This is a genomic window from Pseudomaricurvus sp. ABR4_320 (genome assembly GCF_056159445.1).
Map to the genome: position 1 here is coordinate 30,579 of NZ_JBSWVF010000008.1, position 22,189 is coordinate 52,767.

Genomic DNA, 22,189 nt, shown 5'->3' on the forward strand with positions numbered 1-22,189 from the left:
TCTGCTGTGGGGGTTGCTCGTAGATATACTCAAAGGTCGAACGTGGGAAGGCTCTGGCCCGGTTCTTCCGGTCGGGGTGGGCAGTGGTAGCTGGCTGTTATTTTTTCATCCTGGACAGAATGCAGGTGAACATCAAAACCCCAGAGCCGATGCAAGTGTTTTAATACTTCGTCGGTGGACTTCCCGAGAGGCTTTCGATTGTGCTGTTGATGATGCAGCGTTAGCGAGCGGTCCCCGCGGATATCTACTCGGTAGACTTGGATATTGGGTTCCCGATTACCCAGATTGTATTGCCCAGCCAGGGCTTCACGGACTTTTTGATATCCCATATCGTCGTGAATGGCACTGACTTCAATTTCTTTCTCTTTGTCGTCATCACGAATGCTAAATAGCTTCAGATCACGAATAACCTTCGGAGACAGAAATTGTAGGATGAAGCTCTCATCTTTAAAGTTCTGCATGGCAAAGTGCAGAGTCTCTAGCCAGTCCGTCCCCGCCATATCGGGAAACCATTCCCTGTCCTCAGCGGTTGGATTCTCGCAGATTCGGCGAATGTCCGTCATCATGGCAAAGCCAAGTGCGTAAGGATTGATTCCGTTGTAGTAGGGACTGTCGTATGAGGGCTGATAGACCACGCTCGTGTGTGACTGCAGAAACTCGAAGATGAAGCCTTCGGTGACCAGCCCCCGATCATACATGGTTTGCAGTAAGGTGTAGTGCCAGAAGGTAGCCCACCCCTCGTTCATGACTTGCGTTTGACGCTGAGGGTAAAAGTATTGGGCGACTTTACGTACGATGCGAACAATTTCTCGCTGCCAGGGCTCCAATAAAGGCGCGTTCTTTTCTATAAAATAGAGGAGGTTTTCCTGGGGTTCTTCAGGAAAACGGAATTCCGCTCGGTCGGCTTTATCCGCATCGCTGGAGGGAATTGTGCGCCACAAATCGTTCACTTGTTTTTGCAGGTACTCTTCACGCTCCTGCTGACGCCGACGCTCTTCATCCGCGGATATCGGGTAAGGGCGCTTGTAGCGATCCACGCCGTAGTTCATTAAGGCATGGCAGGAGTCGAGCATTGCCTCAACTTCGTCGATGCCATATCTCGCCTCGCACTTTGCGATGTAGTTTTTCGCAAACAGGAGATAGTCAATGATGGAAGAGGCGTCTGTCCAGGTGCGAAACAGGTAATTGCCTTTAAAGAAAGAGTTATGCCCATAACAGGCATGGGCAATAACCAACGCCTGCATGGTCATCGTGTTCTCTTCCATTAGATAGGCAATACAGGGGTTAGAATTGATGACAATCTCATATGCTAGGCCCATTTGCCCGCGGTTATAGGATTGCTCAATATTTAGAAACTGTTTGCCGTACGACCAATGGTTGTAACCCAGAGGCATGCCAACGGAGGCGTAAGCATCCATCATTTGTTCTGAGCTGATGACTTCAATTTGGTTTGGATAGGTGTCGAGTTTGTACTCTTTCGCAATTTTTGCGATTTCTCGATCGTAGTCTTCAATCAGCTGAAACGACCATTCGGACGTCTCAGAGATTGGATTTCTTTCAAGATTACTCATGCGACCTTCTTTTGGAATAACTGTCTAAACACAGGGTAGATGTCGCTTACATCGACAATCTGCTGCATTGCGAATACGTCGCCAAATGCGGCTTGTACTTGCTGATATTCTTCCCAAAGCGCTTGGTGATCGCGCGGTGTAATTTCAATATACGAATAATACTGAAGCTTGGGAAGCAGATCTTCCATCAGTATCTTGGAGCAGACGGAGGAGTCATCGTTCCAATTGTCACCATCGGATGCCTGAGCACCGTAGACATTCCATTCAGATAACGGATAGCGCTCGTCCAATATTTCTTTCATTAATTTCAGCGCGCTGGAGACGATAGTGCCGCCGGTCTCCCGGGAATAGAAAAATTCCTGCTCGTCCACCTCTTTTGCACAGGTATGGTGGCGAATAAAGACCACTTCAGTATGTTGATAATTCCTCTGCAAAAAGAGATACAGCAAAATAAAGAACCGCTTTGCCATATCCTTTGTGGCCTGACTCATAGAGCCGGAAACATCCATGATGCAAAACATGACAGCCTTGGATCTAGGAATCGGATCTTTAACGTGCAGATTGTATTTAAGATCGAAATCATCCAGCCAGGGAACGCGCTGAATACGACCTTTCAATGACGCGATTGCGGCTTCCAATTCTTCAATTTTGCGTTGATCCCGCAGGGCAGGGTCCAGGTTTTCTTGCTTGTCGAGCTCTGCCTCTAGCTCATTGAGTTTACGACGCTTTCCACCGGTCAGCGCAATTCGTCGTGCGTTGGCTGATCGCAGCGATCGAACAATGTTCAAACGGCCCGGTGAGCCTTCATTGCTAATACCTGCGCGACGGGTTTTAAACTCTTCGTTTCCGGCGAGTTGCCGTTTGACGAGGTTGGGTAGGGCGAGATCCTCAAACATAAAATCGAGGAACTCTTCTTGAGTGATCTGGAAGACAAACTCATCCATGCCTTCACCTTGATCGCTGGCGCCAGAGCCAGAGCCTCCGCCACCTTCGCCCCCTTGCGGACGCGGGATGCGATCGCCGCCGACAAACTCTTTGTTGCCGGGTAAAACATTCTGATTAAGACCACCTTTGCCATGCTGAAACACGGGTTCGTTGATGTCTTTACTTGGAATGCTGATTTGCTCGCCCTTATCCATGTCGGTAATAGAGCGTTGCGAGACCGCGTCGGAAACGGCTCGTTGGATGTGTTTGCGGTAGCGGCGCAAGAATCGCTGCCGATTGACAGTGCTTTTCTTTTTACTGTTTAAACGCCGGTCGATGATATAGCTCATGATGCCCCCGCTTAGCGTGCAACCGAAAATAGCCTTAACAGACTGAAAGCTGGCAGCAGCCAGCTTTCAGCTGCGGTTGGTACTTACTGGGATTTTCTAACCCGCAGGTACCATTCGGACAAGAGTCGAACTTGCTTTTCGGTGTAACCGCGCTCGGCCATACGGGCAACAAAATCTTCGTGTTTTTTGCGGTCGTCGGCTGAGGCTTTGGCGCTGAACGATATCACCGGCAGCAAGTCTTCCGTGTTGGAAAACATCTTTTTCTCGATCACGGTACGAAGCTTTTCATAGCTGTTCCAGACCGGGTTACGTCCGCCGTTGTTCGCACGGGCGCGCAGTACGAAATTGACGATCTCGTTACGGAAGTCTTTCGGATTGCTGATGCCTGCGGGCTTCTCGATCTTCTCTAGCTCTTCGTTCAATGCGCTGCGATTGAGAATTTCTCCGGTTTCAGGGTCGCGGAACTCCTGATCCTGAATCCAGAAGTCTGCATAGGTGACGTAGCGGTCAAAAATGTTCTGACCGTATTCCGCGTAAGATTCCAGATACGCCGTCTGAATTTCTTTTCCAATAAACTCGACGTAGCGAGGTGCCAGATACTCTTTGATGAATCCCAGGTAGCGCTCTTGCACTTCCGGTGGGTATTGCTCCGCACTGATCTGCTGCTCCAGCACATAGAGAAGGTGGACCGGATTTGCGGCAATTTCGGTAGGGTCAAAGTTAAAGACTTTCGACAGAATTTTGAACGCGAACCGGGTAGAAAGGCCGTTCATGCCCTCGTCGACGCCGGCGCTGTCGCGATACTCCTGTAATGATTTGGCTTTCGGGTCCGTGTCTTTGAGGTTTTGACCATCGTAAATCCGCATTTTTGAATAGACGTTGGAGTTGTCCGGTTCTTTGATGCGCGACAGGATGGAAAACTGAGCCAGCATTTTGAGGGTGTCTGGCGCGCAAGGCGCCTTGCTTAGAGAGCTGTGCTCAAGCAGCTTGTCGTAAATTTTGATCTCTTCAGATACCCGCAGGCAGTAGGGTACTTTGACAATGTAGACCCGGTCGATAAAGGCTTCATTGTTTTTGTTGTTTCTAAAAGATTGCCACTCGGATTCGTTAGAGTGGGCAAGTATGACGCCTTCGAAGGGGATTGCTCCAAGACCTTCGGTGCTGTTGTAGTTGCCTTCCTGAGTTGCGGTCAGCAGTGGGTGCAACACTTTGATCGGCGCCTTGAACATCTCCACAAATTCCATGATGCCCTGGTTGGCTCGACAGAGGCCTCCGGAGTAGCTGTAGGCATCTGGATCGTTTTGTGGAAATTCTTCGAGTTTACGAATGTCGACTTTACCAACCAGTGACGAGATGTCCTGATTGTTTTCATCGCCCGGTTCTGTCTTTGAGATCCCGATTTGATCAAGTCGGGAAGGGTAGACTTTAACGACACGGAACTGGCTGATGTCACCTTTGTACTCATGCAGGCGCTTTACGGCCCAGGGCGACATAATGGATTTCATATAGCGCCGCGGAATGCCGTAATCCTCTTCCAAAATCTGTCCGTCTTCGCGCTCATCGAACAGCGCCAGAGGCGACTCGAAAACAGGTGAGTCTTTAATGCAGTAGATAGGTTGATTTTCCATCAACTCTTTGAGCTTTTCAGCCAGAGAAGACTTGCCGCCGCCGACCGGGCCAAGCAAATATAGAATCTGTTTCTTCTCTTCCAGCCCTTGAGCAGCGTGCTTGAAGAAGGAAACGATCTGTTGGATGCACTCTTCCATACCATAGAAATCACGGAAGGCTTTATAGCGCTTGATGATTTTGTTGGAAAAGATACGACTGAGGCGAGGATCTGTCGACGTGTCGATAACTTCCGGCTCGCCAATCGCCATTAACATACGTTCCGCTGCACTGGCATATACGCTTGGGTCCTTTTTACAAAGATCCAGGTATTCCTGAATGCTGAGCTCTTCTTCTTGGGTGGCTTCGTAGCGTTCCCGGTAGTGGTTAAAGATACTCATGGCTCATCTCCTGTATGAATTTGACCCTGATGTGGACGAAATGTTCGTGTGACTAATTACGTATCCTGAATGACCCTGTTGCTCTCTGGCCCAGTAAAAGAAACAAAATTTGTTGTTTTACTGAGCATAGTAGAAAAATAAACTTCGCTCTCTGGAAATTTGTTAAGCCAGAGAAAATTGACACATGATTCTGGTTAAAGCAATTCAAATACCAAACCTATTCGAATCAAACACGACGCTCCGCTACTCGAAAAATGTCGCATGTGTGATAATTGCGTTTCGATTCATTTGGCCATGCGCGCGGGAGAATTGCAATGCATGCAGACGCTGAAAGCAGCAGAAAGGTTTTAGTGACGGGAGGCGCCGGATACATCGGAAGTCATGCCTGCGTCGAATTGGCAGCCGCCGGTTTTGATCCTGTTATTCTGGATAATCTGTGTAACAGCAAAAAATCAGTCTTGACGCGACTGAAGGAAATTTCAGGCCGGGACTTCACCTTCGTTGAGGGTGACATTAAAGATCGCACCGTTCTGGACCGTTTATTTTCTGAGCACCAATTTGGTGCGGTTTTGCATTTTGCTGGCCTTAAAGCCGTAGGTGAGTCCTGCCAGCTTCCTCTGCGCTATTTCGACAACAATGTCGCAGGCACTTTGACCCTATGTGAAGCAATGGCTGATCACGGTGTCACCAACTTGATTTTTTCATCCTCAGCGACGGTCTATGGAGACCCGGCGAGTGTGCCCATTGATGAGGAATTTCCAACCTCTGCAACCAATCCGTACGGTCGCAGCAAATTGATGGTCGAAGAGATTCTACGAGATCTCTGCAAGGTTCCCGGCAACCCATGGCGAGTCAGTCTGCTGAGGTACTTTAACCCCATTGGCGCTCATGAGAGCGGTAAAATTGGTGAGGACCCCAATGGAATTCCCAACAATCTGTTGCCATTTGTCGCCCAGGTGGCCGTTGGCAAATTGCCTCAGTTGAATGTCTTCGGTGATGACTACAAAACCGTTGACGGTACTGGTGTGCGAGACTATATCCATGTGGTGGATTTGGCTCGTGGGCATGTCAAGGCGCTAGAGTTTTTGCTGAAAAGTGAGACCGGCTGTTTTACCCATAATCTGGGCACCGGACAGGGGTATTCCGTACTGCAAGTGGTCGAAGCGTTCGCTGAGGCCGCTGGTAAAGACATTCCCTATAAAATCCAGCCTCGTCGTGCAGGGGATGTGGCCGAGTGCTACGCGAAAACCGATAAGGCTGCAACCGAGCTGGATTGGCGCGCTGAATTTGGGTTGAACGAAATGGTGACTGATACCTGGCGCTGGCAGTCCAATAATCCCAACGGTTATGCAGCCGACGAATGACGCTAGATCTGCATGCTTACACTTACTGTTTTGTCGCTGAGGTGACTTATTATGTCTGAAGACAATGTTGCTCATGCCGGCAAAACCGTAGGGTTTGTCAGTCTTGGCTGTCCCAAAGCGTTGGTGGATTCAGAACGCATATTGACTCAGCTAAAGCTGGATGGTTACGACGTGTCTCCTACCTATGATGGCGCCGATGTCGTCGTGGTCAATACCTGTGGATTTATTGATAGCGCCAAGCAGGAATCTCTAGATGCTATCGGTGAGGCCATGCGCGAAAACGGCAAAGTCATAGTGACTGGCTGCATGGGGAAGGGTGAAGATGCGGCGTTGATCCGGGATCAGTTGCCGGGGGTGCTTAGCGTTAGCGGGCCAGCTGACTATGACAGTGTGTTGGGGGCTGTGCGGGAATATGTCCCTACCCAGGCGCCGCCAGAATTCACTCAGCTCCTGCCGCCGCAGGGGGTTAAGCTGACGCCCAAGCACTATGCTTATCTTAAGATTTCGGAAGGGTGTAATCATCGCTGTACTTTTTGCATTATCCCTTCCATGAGAGGAGATCTTGTCAGCCGTCCGTTGAAGGATGTGGTGGCAGAGGCTGAGCGGCTCGCGGAAAATGGCGTGCAGGAGCTGTTGGTGATTTCCCAGGATACAAGCGCCTATGGTCTCGACCTGAAATACCGTTTGGACTTTGCCGCTGGTGATGCTTATGAAACGCGGGTCGATGGTTTGGTTGATGCGCTTGCGCGCCTCGGCATCTGGGTGCGTCTGCATTATGTTTATCCCTATCCCCATGTGGATAAACTGATCCCTCGAATGGCGGAGGGGAAAATCCTGCCGTATTTGGATATCCCGTTTCAGCATGCCAGTCCGGATATTCTCAAGCTGATGAAGCGGCCTGCTCATAGCGAAAAAGTACTGCAGAGAATCCAGCGATGGCGGTCGGATTGTCCGGAGTTGGTGTTGCGCTCTACCTTTATCGTCGGCTTCCCTGGAGAAACGGAAGCAGATTTTCAGCAGCTATTGGATTTTCTTGGAGAGGCTCAACTTGATCGTGTCGGCTGTTTCCAGTATTCGCCTGTGGCGGGAGCAACGGCGAATGATCTGCCAGGCGCGGTAGCGGACGAGGTCAAACAAGATCGCTGGGAGCGATTTATGGCTTGCCAGCAAAAAATCAGTGAATCCCGGTTGAGGTCGCGAGTGGGTAAGGTGCTGGAAGTATTGGTGGATGAGGTTGACGACGAGGGCGCCATCGGTCGAAGTTATGCAGATGCGCCTGAAATCGACGGTCTGGTTTACCTCAATGATGAAACTTCCCTGCGGCCAGGTCAGAAGGTCATGGCACGTATCGACCATTCAGACGAATACGATCTATGGGGCAGTGTGCAACGTTAATTGATAGTCACTGTCATTTCGACTTTCCGGAGTTTGACCTCTCTCGGCAGCGCATCGCTAGCGAATGTCAGCAAAATGGCATTCGCGGCCTGATCATTCCCGGGACCGACCCAAGTCAGTGGCGTCGCGCAAAGACACTTTTGGAGCAGCCTTTGCCATTGAGCTTGTGGCTTGCCGTAGGGTTGCATCCCTGGTGGGTAGATGAGGTCGATTGCACGCCCTCTCAATTTAAAACCTTATTGATGGACGCCGCGACGAAGGGGCCAGTCGTTGCGGTGGGGGAATGCGGGCTCGATGGCCTGCGTAAAGACATCTCAGTAGATCGGCAGTTGGCCTTTTTTGACCTTCATCTGGAGGTGGCAGAAGCGCTTAACTTGCCGTTAATTTTACATGGCGTTAAAGCGCATCACCTTGTGTTGGCTCGTCTGGCTGCATTTAAGCCGCCAGCTGGAGGCGTGATTCACGGCTTTTCAGGCAGTTTTGAGCTCGCGATGCAGTATTGGCGTCTCGGATTTAGGGTGGGGATCGGCGGCTTGGTCACCCAGTCTGCAGCGAGAAAGTCACTTGACGCGTTTGCACGAATGCCGGACGACAGCCTTATACTGGAGACGGATGCTCCGGATATGGCGCCAAAAGGCGTGGCACCAAAACAGAATTCGCCAATTTATCTTCCCCGGATACTTGCGGCTCTCGCTGATTTGAGAGGGCAGGGGCGGGACCATCTTGCTGCGGTGACAACTGCAAATGTCAGACGCCTTTTTCGGCTAGCTGATCAAGACGAGGGGCGTTAAGCCTACCGCCGTTACGGAACCTCTTTTTCGTTGATTTGTTTCTTCTTAGTTAATTTGTTGCTGACATGGCCTTTAAAAGTGCAGACTTTAAACGACAGTTTCCTATCTTTTCCCATAGGGAAAACCGGAATTTAGTGTATCTGGATAATGCCGCGACAACTCAGCGCCCTCAGGCGGTGATCGATGCGATGGTTGATTTTTACAGTCGCTACAACGCAAATACTCACAGATCCAGTCATCGCTTAGCAAGACAGGCGACGGCAATGGTGGAGAATGTCCGGGAGCAGGCCGCGCAATGGATGGGCGCCCGACTGGCATCAGAGGTGGTCTTTACCCGTGGCGCCACGGAAGGGCTAAATCTATTAGCACAGACGCTCTGTCAGCCGCTTCAGCCGGGGGATGAGATTCTGCTGTCTGCCGCAGAGCATCATGCAAATCTGGTCAGCTGGCAGCTTGCTGCTCAAAAGTATGGTTTGCGATTGGTGTTTTTGCCTTCTGTAGAGGGTAAGCCTGATCTCTCTGTGCTTGCTGATTGTGTTAACGAGCGAACCCGGATTTTTGCGTTGACGGGGGCTTCAAATGCGCTGGGATTTTCGATGGATTTGGCTCGTGTACGAATTCACCTTCCGAGCAACTGTCTCTTTATTGTTGATGCTTCCCAGCTTTTGGCTCACCGGGTGGTCGATGTAACCGCTCTGGATTGTGATTTTCTCGTCGGTTCGGCTCACAAATTCTACGGCCCCACGGGAATTGGGGTGGTTTATGGGAAGCAGTCATGTTGGGATCTTATGCCACCCTGGCAAGGTGGGGGGGAAATGATCTCTAACGTGACCTTGACCGAGAGTCAGTGGTCGCTGCCACCACACCGGTTTGAAGCTGGCACATCATCTTTGGCTGCCATTGCAGGTCTTGGGGCGTGCCTGGCATTTTTGGGTCAGTGGGACCGCGCCGCAATGTCTGCGTATGAGAGTCATCTGAACCAATACTTACATCAGGGGCTGCAGCGCTTGGCAGTGGAGTTGCCATTGTCTCTGTTAAGTGATTATCGACAGAATGTTGGCATTGCTGCCCTTTGCGTTGATGATGGGTGGACGGTATATGACTTGGCCCAATGGCTTGATGAGCAGGATATCGCTGTTAGGGTCGGGCACCATTGTGCACAGCCACTGGTGGATTCTGTAGGGCGAGGAATGCTACTGCGCATATCGCTGGCTGCCTACAACAGTCGAGAGGATGTTGATCGGCTATTGCAGGCCATAACGGAGTTTCCCAGCGCTGAGAAATCAATGCCGTGTTTTTCGAAGGATTCACTCCCACAGGCGTCAAAAGAGAATATTGCCGACGACGTCCATACCGTTGACCTGTCGAAACTGCGTAAGCCTGGACCTTGGCAGGCACGCTATCGCCAACTGCTGCAGTGGGGTGAGCTTATTTCGAAGAAGCCTCATCTGCGTCAGAAAGATAACCAAGTCCCAGGTTGCGAATCTGAAGTCTGGTTGGTCCACTGGCAGCAGGCTGACCGACATCGTTTTTCTATTGAAACCGATTCCCGTGTTATTGCGGGTTTGTCGGCAGTATTACTGTCTCTAATTGATGGAGGCACCGCAGCGGACATTAAAGGGGTAGATCTTGCCGAAGTATTAAAAGATCTGCGCTTGGAGCGCTATCTCACGCCCTCTCGTGGTAATGGTATTTTGGCCATTTTTGCGCGTGCTCGGCAATGTTGTGAGCTGAAATCAGATTAACTCTCTATTAAGCTTGTTTATCTAGACTTCGACTTTTCCGCTTTAGAAAACGATCAATGGCTCGTGCGGCGGCGATATGACCAAAGGTAGCGGTGACCATGGTTGCCGCTCCAAATCCCTGATCGCAGCCAATCGCCGTGATTCCGGAATTTTTGTTTTGGCAGACGTCTCCACCGCTGGTGGGGTACACCATATGTTCTGGGCTGTAGACGGCTTCGACAGAAAAGACTCGGCTGGGGTTGCGGGAAAAGTGGTATTGTTGCCGGAGTATTCGGCGGGTTTTTGCAAGCAGTGGATCGTTAGTGGTTTTTGTTAGGTCGCCGCTGGTTATTGTTCTGGGGTCTCGTTTTCCCCCAGCAGACCCAACGGTTATCAGACTTATTTTATTGCGCTTGCAATGTGAGATGGCTGCGGCCTTAATACTCGCGCTGTCGATGGCATCAATCACGCCGTCTGAATCGGTCGTCAGGAGGCTTTCGAGGTTTTCTTGGCCCAGAAAATCATCGACCTTGGTCAGGCGCAAGTCGGGATTAATATCCAGCAAACGCTCGCCCATAACGTCGATTTTCTGGCGGCCGATATGACTTGAAAGCGCATGTAACTGGCGGTTGATGTTGGTCATACAAATGTCGTCCATATCGACTATAGTGAGGTGACCAACGCCGCTTCTGGCGAGGGCTTCGGCGGTCCAGCTACCGACGCCACCAATTCCAACAATGGTAAAACTGGCACGGTACAAGGATTCTAGGGCGGGCATGCCGTAAAGCCGAGCGATGCCGCCAAAGCGTTGTAGGTAATTTGAATTCATGGTTTTTTAGTTCAAGGTATGAGTTTGCCGCAAATTGATCGCCGTCACTGTGTCGGCATTTGCTTCAGGCATGGTGCGCATTGTCACGTCATCTCCATTTCAAGGGCAAGACGTGAAATTGAATTCTGTGTATATTGCCCCCAGATTTGATTATTAAGTTTAAAATGTAGGTATAAAATTAATGAAAAATGATTCCGCGAATCCCGCGCCTCTCTATAAGAGATACCGCGATTTGTTTGATCATGGTTTCACTATTGACTGGTTTACCACAGCATTTATTGTTACCACTCAGCTCGTTGCGTTGATTGCGACGCCTTTTGCGTACTTTTACGCGCCAGAAGGCTTCTGGAAGATCATGCTGGGCTGGTCTGTGATTCATTTTATTCTCGCATCTTTGGCGATCACCGTGTATTCCCACCGGATGATATCGCACGGAGCTGTCAATAAGGTGAGTTGGCCGGTGCATGTAGTCTTCGGTCTGATCGGGCAGACGCTTTCTGTACAGGGGAGTATTCGTCGCTGGGCGGCTCTCCACGTAATGCATCACGGTGTAGATCGCAGTGGTAAGCACCATCTTGATCCCTACAGTGCGACCTGGTTTACCTCCGGTTGGCGTAATTTTTTGTGGTCTCACATGTTGACCTACCTTTTCTTTCATCCAGAGAATGATGAAGAAAAGCGAGCTTACGATGCGAAGAGTTCACCGTTTTTGAATTGGCAGGATAAGCATTACGGAGTTTTAGTCACTTTGATGAACTTTGTCCTGCCTTTGGTTTTAGGGGCTGTGCTTAGCGGGTCTCTCTTGGGCGGTGTTTGTTTGATGATCGCATCGATTTGCTCTTTCGTTCTGGTGCAACATAACACCTGGACTGTTAACAGCGTGACTCACATGTGGGGCTTTGTTCAGGGTGCGTTCAGCTCTGCGAAAAATAATTATGTTTGGCTTGGGCCTCTCGGAGAAGGGAATCATCATGCCGATCATCACGACTTTGCTAGAGATTATCGCAATGGTTTTGGTTGGTCGGGCTGGATGCTGGATCCCAGTCGGTACGTAATATTGCTGCTGAGTAGCCTTGGCCTTGTCAGCGGTTTGCATCGCGCGACGAAAAAGCAGGAGGCGGAAATTATTGCTCGTCGCAAGCTGCTTGAAGCCCGTACGTCAAGCCACGGTTCGCTATGGGAGGCGTGGGAGACTCGTTTAGAGCATTTAAAGGCCGATTGGGTCGAGTCAACTCGTCAATGGGAAGCTTTTAAGCAAAAGCGTGTACAGTTGCTGTCCCAGTCTTTGCCTAAGCTAGAGTTGCAAAAACGGCTTGATGCGCTAAAAGCGGAGATTGAACTTGCTAGGCGTGCAATGCGTGCTCGGCGACAAGCATTTTTTGATGCGATTTATGAAATGAGAGTCGCACATTACGCGTAATCGTGTAACAAGGGCGGGGAGGAATCCCTGCTCTGAGTCCATGCCCGTAGTTGACGTGAGACAGGCTTCTAACGTTTTCACGTATCCTCCCGTTAATCTCACCTAAAAACCTCCTTTCTTTGCGATGGCATTTCTTGCGAACCGCTCGTTTAATGCATAATATTATTTGTTAAGCAATCATGTTTACATCCCTTTGCAAAAATGGGAACTGTTTTAACATTTGTGAGTCTTAGCTATCGTGGGCGATGGTTCGGCCTTTGCTTGCCTGTATTTTTATTAAGTGAAGTTATTAAAAGTGGCAAAAGTCACAACTCAATATCGTCATTGCATGATAGCTGTAGTTGATATTTGTTGATCCAGCTCGGAGAAGTTTAGTGGTAGGGCAGTCTTCAAATCGAAAAGGAATTGCGCAGAGGTAAGCCAGAGTCGTGCAAAATCACTTGGTTAGTCTATTCCGTTATTTCCCTAGAGCCGTGTCAGAATTTTTGTGACCCGTTTCCGAGTTATTGGGTAGGGCTCATGGAAAACTCCAAATGGTGCAACTACAGTCTTTTCAGGCGTTGACAATATTATTCCGATTACTATTTCGTGGGGCGAACTTTCATGACGTCTTTTATAAATGGCTCAGCTCGAAAGCTGAAGCAGTTAGGCTTATTTACACTTCCTTTTATGTTGGCTGCAGGAGCAGAAACTCAAGCTGCAGCTAAATTAACCGCTAAAGTAGTATCTGGTGTTGCACCATTGCCAGTTCTATTTGATGCGCGCGCATCAACCAGTTCAAACGTTTCCGATCCATTTCATGATCTTGTGTACACCTTTGATTTTGGAGAAAAACGCGCAAATTCTTCCTACAGCGAAACCTGGGGTTTGGATGGCGACTCATTTCTAAAGCGCCTATCAAAAGATCAATACGTTGGTGCTCCTCTAGCAGGCCACGTTTATGAAACCCCTGGAACTTACACAGCTCGAGTAACTACGACGGACCCCAATGGCAATACCTCGACTGCGAATTTAACCATTACGGTAAAAGACCCAAACTCTGTTTTCTCGGGCTCTAATACAATTTGTTACTCAACCAGTGGAAACTTTTCAGGTTGTCCATCTGGAGCGAAAACCGTTAAATCTAGTAGCTTTAGTTCTGCTGCGAGTGAAGCGAGTAAAAATAAACGAGTCTTGTTAAGGCGTGGTGAAACATTTTCTGGTAGTGGTGAGTTTGTCCCAAGCTCAGCTGCGATACTAGGGGCATATGGTTCGGGAAGTAGTAGGCCCAAAGTTAAAGTTTCTGGAAATACAACAGCAATGTTTGTTGGTGGGAATGGCGCTAGAACACAAGATATTGAATTTATCAGCAGTATAACTAGCTATCCTGACCAGGGGTCTGCATCAGTAATTGATCGAAATTGGGATGCAGTAGTAAGAAATGGTCTGCTTCTCCGGATTAAAACAACAAATGGTGCCCACGGTGTATCTATGAAGGGATTGCCCGGAGGGCCTTCAAAGCGCAATCAAATGTCGATTGTTGACAGTGATATAGGTACCGTTGCAAGCTGCTCTTCTAGCCGGGAGGGTGGTAAAAATATCCATGGCGATTATACCGAATCATTCATTATGGGGAACCTTCTAGGTAAGTCGCCATGCTCTTTCAATATCAGAATTTATAGTAATAATATGACCCTATGGTCATTTAATAAATTCGATGGAGAGGCGCCGTGGAGGACTGCAATTCGCTTACAAGCCGCCGGAGGTACAGCAGGTGATGGGGCCGATGTTCCCACAGAGCATTTTGTATTTTCTTATAATACGTATAATCCAAATCACAATTCCGCCGGTGAGGTAAAGCCGCCTTCAACAAGTTTTTATAATATCCTGCGAAATTATATTGTCGAAGGAAATTATTTCGCAAACTGTAGCCGCATGAGGGTGTTTGGGCAAAGTGCAAGTATGAGGAATAACGTTGGGTGCGGGTCAGGGGGGCCTTTGTTTACTGTTGAGTCGTACCAAATGACAAAGTGTAACGGCGGCTTTTGTACTCAATATCCTGCAAAAAACCTAAATATTTACAATAATACCTGCTACTTGGATGGAAGTGATTCGAGCATCAAGAAAGGTTGTGTTGAGTCGTATGTTGGGTCGTCTGCATTGTCGGTGCGGAATAATCTTCTTTATGCTCCGAACGCTTCCAATCCAAAGTTTAGTAGTGGAAACATGAAGTCCAGCAATAATGTCATTCGTAAAAAAGGTGAGTCCTCTCCATTAGTTTCCAACCGCCCTAGCGATATATCGGACTTTATTCGAATTCCCAGTATTGCATCTCAAAATGTTGGGGCTTCATTGGATGGCCTTTTTTCATCGGAGGAGGGGGAGTCTAAATCTTCACCTCCAGTTCCGCCGGAGATAGTTTCCAACTGATGATTAGATAAAAAGCAACTCGTATGTTGAGTTGCTGAGATTGTGGAAAAAGCCCCGGATTAAGTTCGAGGCTTTTTTTTTGGGGTTAAAAAATACCAGTGTTTCTATTTCGCGGGAAAGAAAAAGCTTGATCTAAGTTTTTTAAGTGTGATTTCTAGGGTAGGGTCGTAGTCGCCTTTTCTATTTCTGACAAGATCTATCCAGGGATAATTATTTGATTCCGATTCTGTTTTTTGGAGGTAAGACTCTGTTGAGCAGATTACCTTCGCCGGAACTCCCCCTGCAACACTATTATTGGGAATTTCTCCTCTTACGACTGCGCCTGCGGCGATAATACAGTTGTCTCCAATTTTTGTATTTGGAAGTATGATTGCTCCGTGCCCTACAAACACATTATTCCCAATGTCTACAGGGCCAACTTTATCTAGTTTTTTGTTGTAAGCTCTGTTAAGCATGTTAACAGAACCATCGTGGCCGAGTATGGTGCAGTTGCTTAGGCGAACATTATTTCCAATTTTAGTTAGATAAGGGTTTGAAATATGAGCATAAGTCGGGATTGAGCAGTCTTCGCCTATCTGATAATAACCTCCCCACTTTTTTAGAAAGTTTGCATACTCAAGCCCGCTTGGCTTACATAGGCGAATGTAAAGACCTTTTAGTTTCCCTTTATCAAATGCAATTTTTTTAATGATCTTTTTGATCATGAGGACATTCCTTGATTGAGCGATTTCTATTTTTTAGCTTTGTTTTTTACGTTCGATCCATCGTAATAATTGTTGTATTAACTGTAACTATGAAATGGGTTCGTGCACGGATGCGAGATCGTGTCGTACAGGCCGATGTAGGATAACTTTCGTGACTCGTCGGCTTGGTTTCGGAAAAAATCTGTCGATAAGAGAAAGTTTGAGACAACATTGTCTTCTAGTCGTCTTAATGGGTGTTCCATATCCAGAAAGCTGTAGGGTGTAATGTAGCGCAGTGGTGTCGCTATCACCGAAAGCTTGGCGAGCTGGCTTTCGAAACTTTTTTTGGATTCAACATAGTCATCTGCGTATTGCGCAAAAATTTCAGGTTCGACATTCAGGTAGCCCACGCGCCGCTGCAAAATCGCGATGATGATTTCGCTTGCCTTGCCGTGCTTGATTTTCCATAACCCGTAGGGAACTGCTGCGGCGACGCAGGCCGTAGCTATCGAGCCTGCGATCCATTGTCTGCGGGAAAGCTTCATTCTGACCTGCCTGTATTTAAAGGTGGTTTGCTGCCCATAGCGATAGGGCCGATAGTATTAACGTAGGGTTGGCGGCAGGACAATTTGGAAATACGCCGCTACCCAAACCAATTAGATTTCTTACCTCGTGATGCTTCAGGTGTTTATCGAGCACATTTTTATCTGGGTCATTTCCCATTCGGATGGTGCCCTGAATATGGGCGTCGGTACCAAGCCCTTCTTCTTCAATGATCGTATAGTTTTCAATGGGCAACCCATTGGAGAATTCTTCCATCAGTTTGGGTACAGATGCGATACCAGCTTTCATGTAGTCGGAGTGGTCGCCGTAGAAGACTTCCGGCGTATTTGGGCGATCTTTCGAAACAGTGACATAGTTTTCGTATTGTGGATTGTCTTCAAAGACAAATTTTATCAAAGCTCTTTGTCGCCATTTTCCCTTTTCGGCGCGAAGCCAGGGGATATTCCAGGATTCAATGAGGCAACCTGGCCGCTCACGGCGAAAGTCGCCATCGTAGAACATTAAGCCCAGGCCGCTTACCGATTGGCTGCCGCCGTAGTTATCAACACCGTCAAGGTCGATTTTGACGGCGACAGAAAGCTGTTCATTTAAGTAGCGCCCCAGGGCGTGCCCACCGAGCCCTGAATTCAGCATGATAAATGGTGTAGTAATTGCGTGCGCACCAATTGCGGCCAGATCACATTTTGCGACTTTCTGCTCGGAGCCTTGTTCATATATGACGCCAGTTACAATCTGGTTTTCGATATCCAGTGCAATAACGTTAGATTCCAACTGCAGTTCGACCCGTGGATCCTGGTAGAGGTCACGCATGTGCAGGTCAATTTGAAACTTAGCGGTTATTGGGCAAGTTGCGCATTCGCCATTTCCGCAGCAGCTAGGGCGGGTGCGTGTATTCTGGCTGGCTCTAGCGGTGGGCATGGGAGTGTAGAAGCCTGGGTATTTTTTGCTGATGGCTTCGTCAAATGCATTCATTTTATGGGGGCTAGACGGAAAGGGCTTTGATCGACGGTAGAAGGGTGTCTCAGCGCCAGCGATTCCCATAATTTGCTCGGCTTCTAACAGAAATGGCTCCAGCTCGTCGTAGCTCATGGGCCAGTCTTCGGCAATTCCGTAGAGACTATTGGTTTCGAAATCGCTGTGGTGTGGGCGCGGCGTGTTGCCTGTCCAGCAGCTGCCTCCGCCAAATGCCACATTTTGAATCCAGGGTTTTTCCGGTGTTAGATTGACGTAACTTTGGTTGAAGTTGAAATCAGTGTTGGCTCTATTCTGGATCTTCCAGCTGTAGGGGTGGTCTTTTCCTCTCTCCAGAACTAGAACCTTTATGTCCGGCCCGGCTTTTTCCAGGTACTTGCGTAAAAAGAACGAGGACGCGAAGCCGGTACCAACAACAATGAGATCGTAAGAGTGTGTTTGCATCAGTAAAACCGCAGATGGGCAAAAAACGTGTTTGAATAATAGGACAGCGTATGCTGCGAAGAAGTCAGCTAATCACTGTTAAGGTTAGCAGAGGCGAGGGGAAGAGTGGAGAGTAAAAAGGCCGGTGTCAAACGGCCATAATTGTGATAAGAAGCCGCAAATAACCTCTGCGGCTTCTTTACAAGGTCTGCTTTGAATTCAGCTGGCGCCATCTGCGATGGAAGAGACTTGATCGACAGCAATCTGTTCTTCTAATTGTTTCAGAACTGCGACAACGTCGGTGGCGTTCAATACAGCGACGCTGGAATACGAGCTGGATAGGCCTGAAGTATCAACAACGGCAATGCGAACTTGATAGTTGCCTGGCTCTAGTAGCAGTACGCTGCTAAGGGAGGAAGCCCCGGAGACGGTGAGGCTAGTGTAAGCCTGGCTACTGCCTTGTGGCCGATATTGCAGTTTGTAGTGGGAGATTTCGCTGGCGTACAAGGAGTCGCCGTTTTCTCTCTCTGTGGGAGCTGTCCAGGTGACGTTGAGCTCGGCAAGGCCGCTACTTTCTGCGCTATTGGACGCTGACGTGCTGGTCGTTGTGCGGTATGAGCAATGTTTGGTTACGCCGGGGGCGGGGTCGTCAAACCATTTGCCGCCACACCAGGCTCCGTTGGTGTAGGTGGCATAGTCGAATTGTCCGTTGGCGCCGTAGCGAACCTCAACGGTTTGTCCTTTAAAGCTGCACCAGTTGCCTTGTCTTACGCACCAGGTCCATTGTCCGCTGGAGGCCGCGGCAGAACCGCTACCGCTTGATCCGCTTGAAGAAGAGCCAGACGATGATGAGTCTGTAACGGTTGACGTGGACCGGTAGTAGCAGTATTTGGTCGTCCGAGGTACCAAGTCTTCAAAATTGGCGTTGCCGCACCAGACGCCGTCGGTAAAGGTTCCGTAGTCAAAAACCCCGTTCGCGCCGTAGCGAACGTCCATGGTTCCTTGGAAATCGCAGTCGTTGTTTTCTTTTGCGCACTGGGTCCAAGTGGTCTGGGCATTGGAAAGGCTCGCGAAAGTCACGCAGAGGGTGGCCGCAAGCGTCATAAGGCTTGTTCTAAGTTTCCACGATTGCATATCAGTTAAACACCTTTTTCTAGATTAAATAATTTTAAATTTCGATACAGGTGAGAAAATATGTAACGAAAAATCAATCGAGCCGAAGGGCTCATTCCACAAAAAATAAAGTTGTAGCAAAGCTCAGGTAATATGAAGAAGGTGTCTTTCCCGCCATAACGGCATTGCTAACGACAATTTGACTTAATCTCTTTGTAAAAGTTTCAAATATATTTACAAATATTAGCATAGATAAAACGTTTGTTTGCTGAATTCTAGGGAACCTGGCACTTTCTTTGAAATCTTGCTGTCTGTGTTTTGCTAAGAGTTGTTTGCCAGACTTGCGGAAAACAGGGGGTGTTACTTAAAGTAAACGCCCTTTCTGATACCCGTCTATCCAGGCTTTTGTCGCTCAATTCTTTTATAGAGTTGGGGATGTGATGTGTTTCTCGATATTCTGCTGGAAGAGGGGGGTAAGTCAGCTCTATGCTCTATATGGATCGGTTAAGCTCAGGGAGTTTCTATGAGAGTTCTGCTACTGGCAGATCAATGTAATCCGGAATGGCCATCGTTGCCGGTGGTTGGTTACAAGGCCGCTAAGGCAATCGCTGATGTGGCTGAGGTGACTGTTGTCACGCAGATACGCAACAAGGAAAACATCGACAAGCATGGCTTCGGTGCTGCCAAAGTTGACTATGTAGACACGGAATACATCGCTGCTCCGATCTATCGTTTCCTAAAATGGCTGCGAGGCAAGGAGGGAAGCTGGACGACAGTGATGGCGTTCAATTATCCGAATTATCTGGCCTTCGAGTACGAGGTTTGGAAAAAGTACGGTGCTGCGATTAAAGCCGGTGAATTCGATGTCGTGCATCGAGTAACCCCAATGTCGCCCACATTGCCTAGCTACCTCGCCGGTAAATGTCCGGTGCCCTTTATCCTTGGCCCGCTCAATGGCGGATTGCCCTGGCCCAAGGCATATCGTGAGGAATTGCGAAACGAAAAAGAGTGGCTTGCTGCGGTTCGAAATGCCTATAAAATTCTGCCCTACAGCCGCTCAACCTATCGTGAGTCCAGCGCTATTCTTACGTCTTTTGAGCACACGCTACAGCAGATCCCTGAGAATCTCCGTCATAAGACCATTGATTTTCCCGAGGTTGGTATCGATCCCGAGCTCTTTGAGTTTACGCCTCGTGCGGAAGCCGTGGCTCGCCGCCGGATTCTTTTTGCGGGACGTTTGGTGCCTTATAAACAGCCAGAGTTGGTGGTTGATGCCTTTGTCGCCAGTAAGGCGCTTCAACAGCACGAGTTATGGATCGTTGGGGATGGGCCATTAAGAGCGTCCATGGAAGCCAAGGTGAAGCAGGCTGGATTGGAAGAGCAGGTGCGCTTTCTCGGTTGGAAAACCCAGGCGGAAGTTGGCGATATCATGGCCGATTGCGATATTTTTGCGTTCCCATCCGTTCGGGAGCTTGGAGCCGGTGTTGTGGTCGAAGCCATGGCATGCGGTTTGGTTTGTGCCGTTTTCGATTATGGGGCTCCAGGTGTCTTGGTGGATGATCAATCTGGAGTCCGAGTTCCGCTGCTCAGCCGGAGTCAGAATGTGACCGCGTTCACGCAGGCTTTGGAGGATTTAGTCGAGCGGGATGAGCTAGATGTGATGCGCAAGGCAGCTTTTGAACGGGCAACTCAACTATTCTCCTGGTCTTCAAAAGCGACGAAGACCATCGAGGTATATCGGTGGGCGCTAGGGCAGCGGACCAAGCCAGACTTTTGGTCCGTCGAATAGTCCGGTCAGAAAATTTATTCCGCTGGCGCCTTCGTTGGCGTTAGCCGGAAACTTTCCCTACAGAAGCTATTATTGACTTATTGATGCCTCGCCACACTCGAGAGAGTTGTGGATTTTTCCACAATATAGGCGTGGTGCAGAAAATTACTGGTCGAAATCGTCAGAATTAAACTCTGGCAGGCGTTATCTCATTGTTTTTTCTATACAATGGCCGCCGCCCTCGACTTACATGGATGAAGACATGCTGAAATCGTTTCAAATTCCGCGCTGGGGCCTGATTTGGGTGGTGGCGCTATTCGTGATTGGTCTTTTGGCAAGGGTGCTGCCTTTATTGGATCAAGGCGGCAGGCTGTTGCAGCAGTTTCCCACAGAAGATGGGTATTTGATGCTGACCATCGCCAGAAATATTGCGATGGGATTGGGTATGAGTGTATCTGACGGAACCATTGCGACCAACGGGACACAACCTCTGGTGACGTTTATTTTTTCGCTTGGGTATCGTTTAACCGGAGCGGATAAAGTTGGCGGTGTGGTTTTTGCCCACCTTGTGTTGTTAGCGACGTCGATGATATGTGCCTATGTGGTCTATCGTTTGGCGGCGAAAGTACTGGCTGGGCAGCGCTATAGTCGCGAGGCCGCCTTGATTTTGTCAGCAGTATTTTTTGCTAGCCCGCAGCTAATTCCTCACATGATGAATTTTTTGGAAACCGGTGTTTATATCACTCTGGTTGCCGTTGTCGTCAGTGTCTTTTTTCAGAGTGACGAAGACGCTGAACAGCTTTGGAGCTGGCCTCGAACCGTAGCTGTTGGCGTATTGCTGGGCCTACTGTTTTGGACGCGCATCGATTCGGTTTTTGCAATTTTTGCCGCGTGTTTGACGTATCTGTTTCGGGGTATTCCATTTGGTGCAGAACATTTACGTCAACGGTTTTTTAGGACATTGGTGTTCGGGGCAACCTCAGTTGTGGTCGCCTCGCCCTGGTTGATCAATAACTACATCAACTTTGGCTCTTTGACACCCATCAGCGGACAGGCTCAGGCAGGGAGTCAATTTGGAGAGAATGCGGCATTGGTGCCGTCCATCCTGGTTGAGTATCTGTCGGTAATTCTGCCAATTCCCAGTGATATTCAGTGGAGCCCACCCTTCGTTATCGTTTGTAGCCTGCTGTTGCTCGCGGTATTGGGCGCTTTTGTCGTGATGTGGCGCAACAGCTCCCATGCGATCCGTAGTTTGATGGTAATGGGGGGAATATCAGTCTTGTGCTATACCCTTTATTACGGCTTATTTTTCGGTGCATTTCATTTTATGGCGCGGTATTTATCCGCAACTGCACCTTACTTGGCATTGTTTACGGCAGGCTGTCTGTTGCACCTGTTCAATCGGCCAGGGTCTTGGCAGACCAGCTTCTTGATGCCGGCTGCAGTTTTAGTCATAGCGCTCGTGTTGGCATTGAATGTTCGTATTTACGCGAATGGGACGCCTCATCAACACTCACAGGTTATTGAGTGGGTGCAGGCCCATGTTCCCGATGAAACCTGGATTGGCGCTACACAGACTGGGACATTGGGGTATTTCCATGATCGCACAGTCAATCTTGACGGCAAAGTCAATCCTGAAGCATTGCTGGCGCGCCAACGTAAGAAATATTGCCCTCCGGACTTTGGTACGAAACCGAATTCCCCGCCTGATTGCTTGATGTACTACATCGTAGATAAGCAGCTTTGGTATCTCGCAGATTGGGAAGGCATTACCACCTGGGCACCGCTGGATCCAATCGATCGATATTTTGATGTCGTGGTAAAGGATCCGAAGCGTAATCTCGGTATTTTGAAGCGCCACGGCGCACCGGAAAAATAGGCGG

Annotated in this window: 16 protein-coding genes; 8 read left to right on the forward strand and 8 right to left on the reverse strand. The window is 49.0% G+C overall.

Translation table 11 applies throughout. The features are described 5' to 3' along the window. Positions 1-29: 29 nt before the first annotated feature. The 3 genes from ACXAFR_RS16495 to ACXAFR_RS16505 all read right to left on the reverse strand — a co-directional run bounded on the left by ACXAFR_RS16495 (position 30) and on the right by ACXAFR_RS16505 (position 4,851). Positions 30-1,571: a SpoVR family protein gene (locus ACXAFR_RS16495; RefSeq protein WP_475178778.1), complete on the reverse strand. Its 1,542-nt coding sequence runs from the start codon at positions 1,569-1,571 to the stop codon at positions 30-32. Continuing rightward, on the reverse strand, positions 1,568-2,845 hold the full coding sequence (locus ACXAFR_RS16500) for a YeaH/YhbH family protein (RefSeq protein ID WP_475178779.1): 1,278 nt from the start codon (positions 2,843-2,845) through the stop codon (positions 1,568-1,570). The genes ACXAFR_RS16495 and ACXAFR_RS16500 overlap by 4 nt, the downstream gene beginning before the upstream one ends. 83 nt (positions 2,846-2,928) lie before the next feature. Next, on the reverse strand, positions 2,929-4,851 hold the full coding sequence (locus tag ACXAFR_RS16505) for a PrkA family serine protein kinase (protein WP_475178781.1): 1,923 nt from the start codon (positions 4,849-4,851) through the stop codon (positions 2,929-2,931). A 314-nt stretch (positions 4,852-5,165) separates the two neighbouring features. On the opposite strand from ACXAFR_RS16505, the gene galE reads away from it, so the two are divergent. The 4 genes from galE (at position 5,166) to ACXAFR_RS16525 (ending at position 10,146) form a co-directional block, all read left to right on the forward strand. After that, positions 5,166-6,215, forward strand: a complete 1,050-nt coding sequence (galE, locus tag ACXAFR_RS16510) for a UDP-glucose 4-epimerase GalE (RefSeq protein ID WP_475178782.1) — start codon at positions 5,166-5,168, stop codon at positions 6,213-6,215. Positions 6,216-6,266: 51 nt separating this feature from the next. Then, positions 6,267-7,610, forward strand: coding sequence for a 30S ribosomal protein S12 methylthiotransferase RimO (gene rimO / locus ACXAFR_RS16515; protein ID WP_475178783.1), 1,344 nt, complete (start codon positions 6,267-6,269; stop codon positions 7,608-7,610). Next, positions 7,589-8,401: a TatD family hydrolase gene (locus tag ACXAFR_RS16520; RefSeq protein WP_475178784.1), complete on the forward strand. Its 813-nt coding sequence runs from the start codon at positions 7,589-7,591 to the stop codon at positions 8,399-8,401. The genes rimO and ACXAFR_RS16520 overlap by 22 nt, the downstream gene beginning before the upstream one ends. A 65-nt stretch (positions 8,402-8,466) precedes the next feature. Next, positions 8,467-10,146: an aminotransferase class V-fold PLP-dependent enzyme gene (locus ACXAFR_RS16525; RefSeq protein WP_475178787.1), complete on the forward strand. Its 1,680-nt coding sequence runs from the start codon at positions 8,467-8,469 to the stop codon at positions 10,144-10,146. A gap of 7 nt (positions 10,147-10,153) precedes the next feature. On the opposite strand, the gene tcdA is transcribed toward ACXAFR_RS16525, so the two are convergent. Beyond that, positions 10,154-10,954, reverse strand: coding sequence for a tRNA cyclic N6-threonylcarbamoyladenosine(37) synthase TcdA (gene tcdA / locus ACXAFR_RS16530; RefSeq protein ID WP_475178788.1), 801 nt, complete (start codon positions 10,952-10,954; stop codon positions 10,154-10,156). Between the two features lie 181 nt (positions 10,955-11,135). Here tcdA and ACXAFR_RS16535 point away from each other — a divergent pair, with 181 nt between their 5' ends. Then, positions 11,136-12,374 carry a hypothetical protein gene (locus ACXAFR_RS16535; RefSeq protein ID WP_475178789.1) on the forward strand — a complete coding sequence of 413 codons (1,239 nt, stop codon included), beginning with the start codon at positions 11,136-11,138 and terminating at the stop codon, positions 12,372-12,374. Positions 12,375-12,977: 603 nt separating this feature from the next. Continuing rightward, entirely contained in the window at positions 12,978-14,783 is a 1,806-nt protein-coding gene (locus ACXAFR_RS16540; RefSeq protein WP_475178791.1) for a PKD domain-containing protein, read from the forward strand. Between the two features lie 104 nt (positions 14,784-14,887). Here ACXAFR_RS16540 and ACXAFR_RS16545 read toward each other — a convergent pair whose 3' ends face one another. The 4 genes from ACXAFR_RS16545 to ACXAFR_RS16560 form a co-directional block, all read right to left on the reverse strand. Then, positions 14,888-15,487 carry an acyltransferase gene (locus tag ACXAFR_RS16545; protein WP_475178792.1) on the reverse strand — a complete coding sequence of 200 codons (600 nt, stop codon included), beginning with the start codon at positions 15,485-15,487 and terminating at the stop codon, positions 14,888-14,890. A gap of 77 nt (positions 15,488-15,564) precedes the next feature. Next, the gene (locus ACXAFR_RS16550; RefSeq protein ID WP_475178793.1) at positions 15,565-16,011 is read right to left on the reverse strand and encodes a hypothetical protein; all 447 of its coding nucleotides are present in this window, start codon (positions 16,009-16,011) and stop codon (positions 15,565-15,567) included. A gap of 16 nt (positions 16,012-16,027) precedes the next feature. Beyond that, complete coding sequence (locus tag ACXAFR_RS16555; protein WP_475178795.1) at positions 16,028-17,446, reverse strand: GMC oxidoreductase; 1,419 nt, start codon at positions 17,444-17,446, stop codon at positions 16,028-16,030. 198 nt (positions 17,447-17,644) lie between these two features. Then, complete coding sequence (locus tag ACXAFR_RS16560) at positions 17,645-18,559, reverse strand: fibronectin type III domain-containing protein (protein WP_475178797.1); 915 nt, start codon at positions 18,557-18,559, stop codon at positions 17,645-17,647. Positions 18,560-19,061: 502 nt separating this feature from the next. Here ACXAFR_RS16560 and ACXAFR_RS16565 point away from each other — a divergent pair. Both ACXAFR_RS16565 and ACXAFR_RS16570 read left to right on the forward strand, forming a co-directional pair. Continuing rightward, positions 19,062-20,327, forward strand: a complete 1,266-nt coding sequence (locus ACXAFR_RS16565) for a glycosyltransferase family 4 protein (RefSeq protein ID WP_475178798.1) — start codon at positions 19,062-19,064, stop codon at positions 20,325-20,327. A gap of 241 nt (positions 20,328-20,568) precedes the next feature. Beyond that, the gene (locus tag ACXAFR_RS16570) at positions 20,569-22,185 is read left to right on the forward strand and encodes a glycosyltransferase family 39 protein (protein ID WP_475178800.1); all 1,617 of its coding nucleotides are present in this window, start codon (positions 20,569-20,571) and stop codon (positions 22,183-22,185) included. The last annotated feature ends 4 nt before the right edge of the window (positions 22,186-22,189 follow it).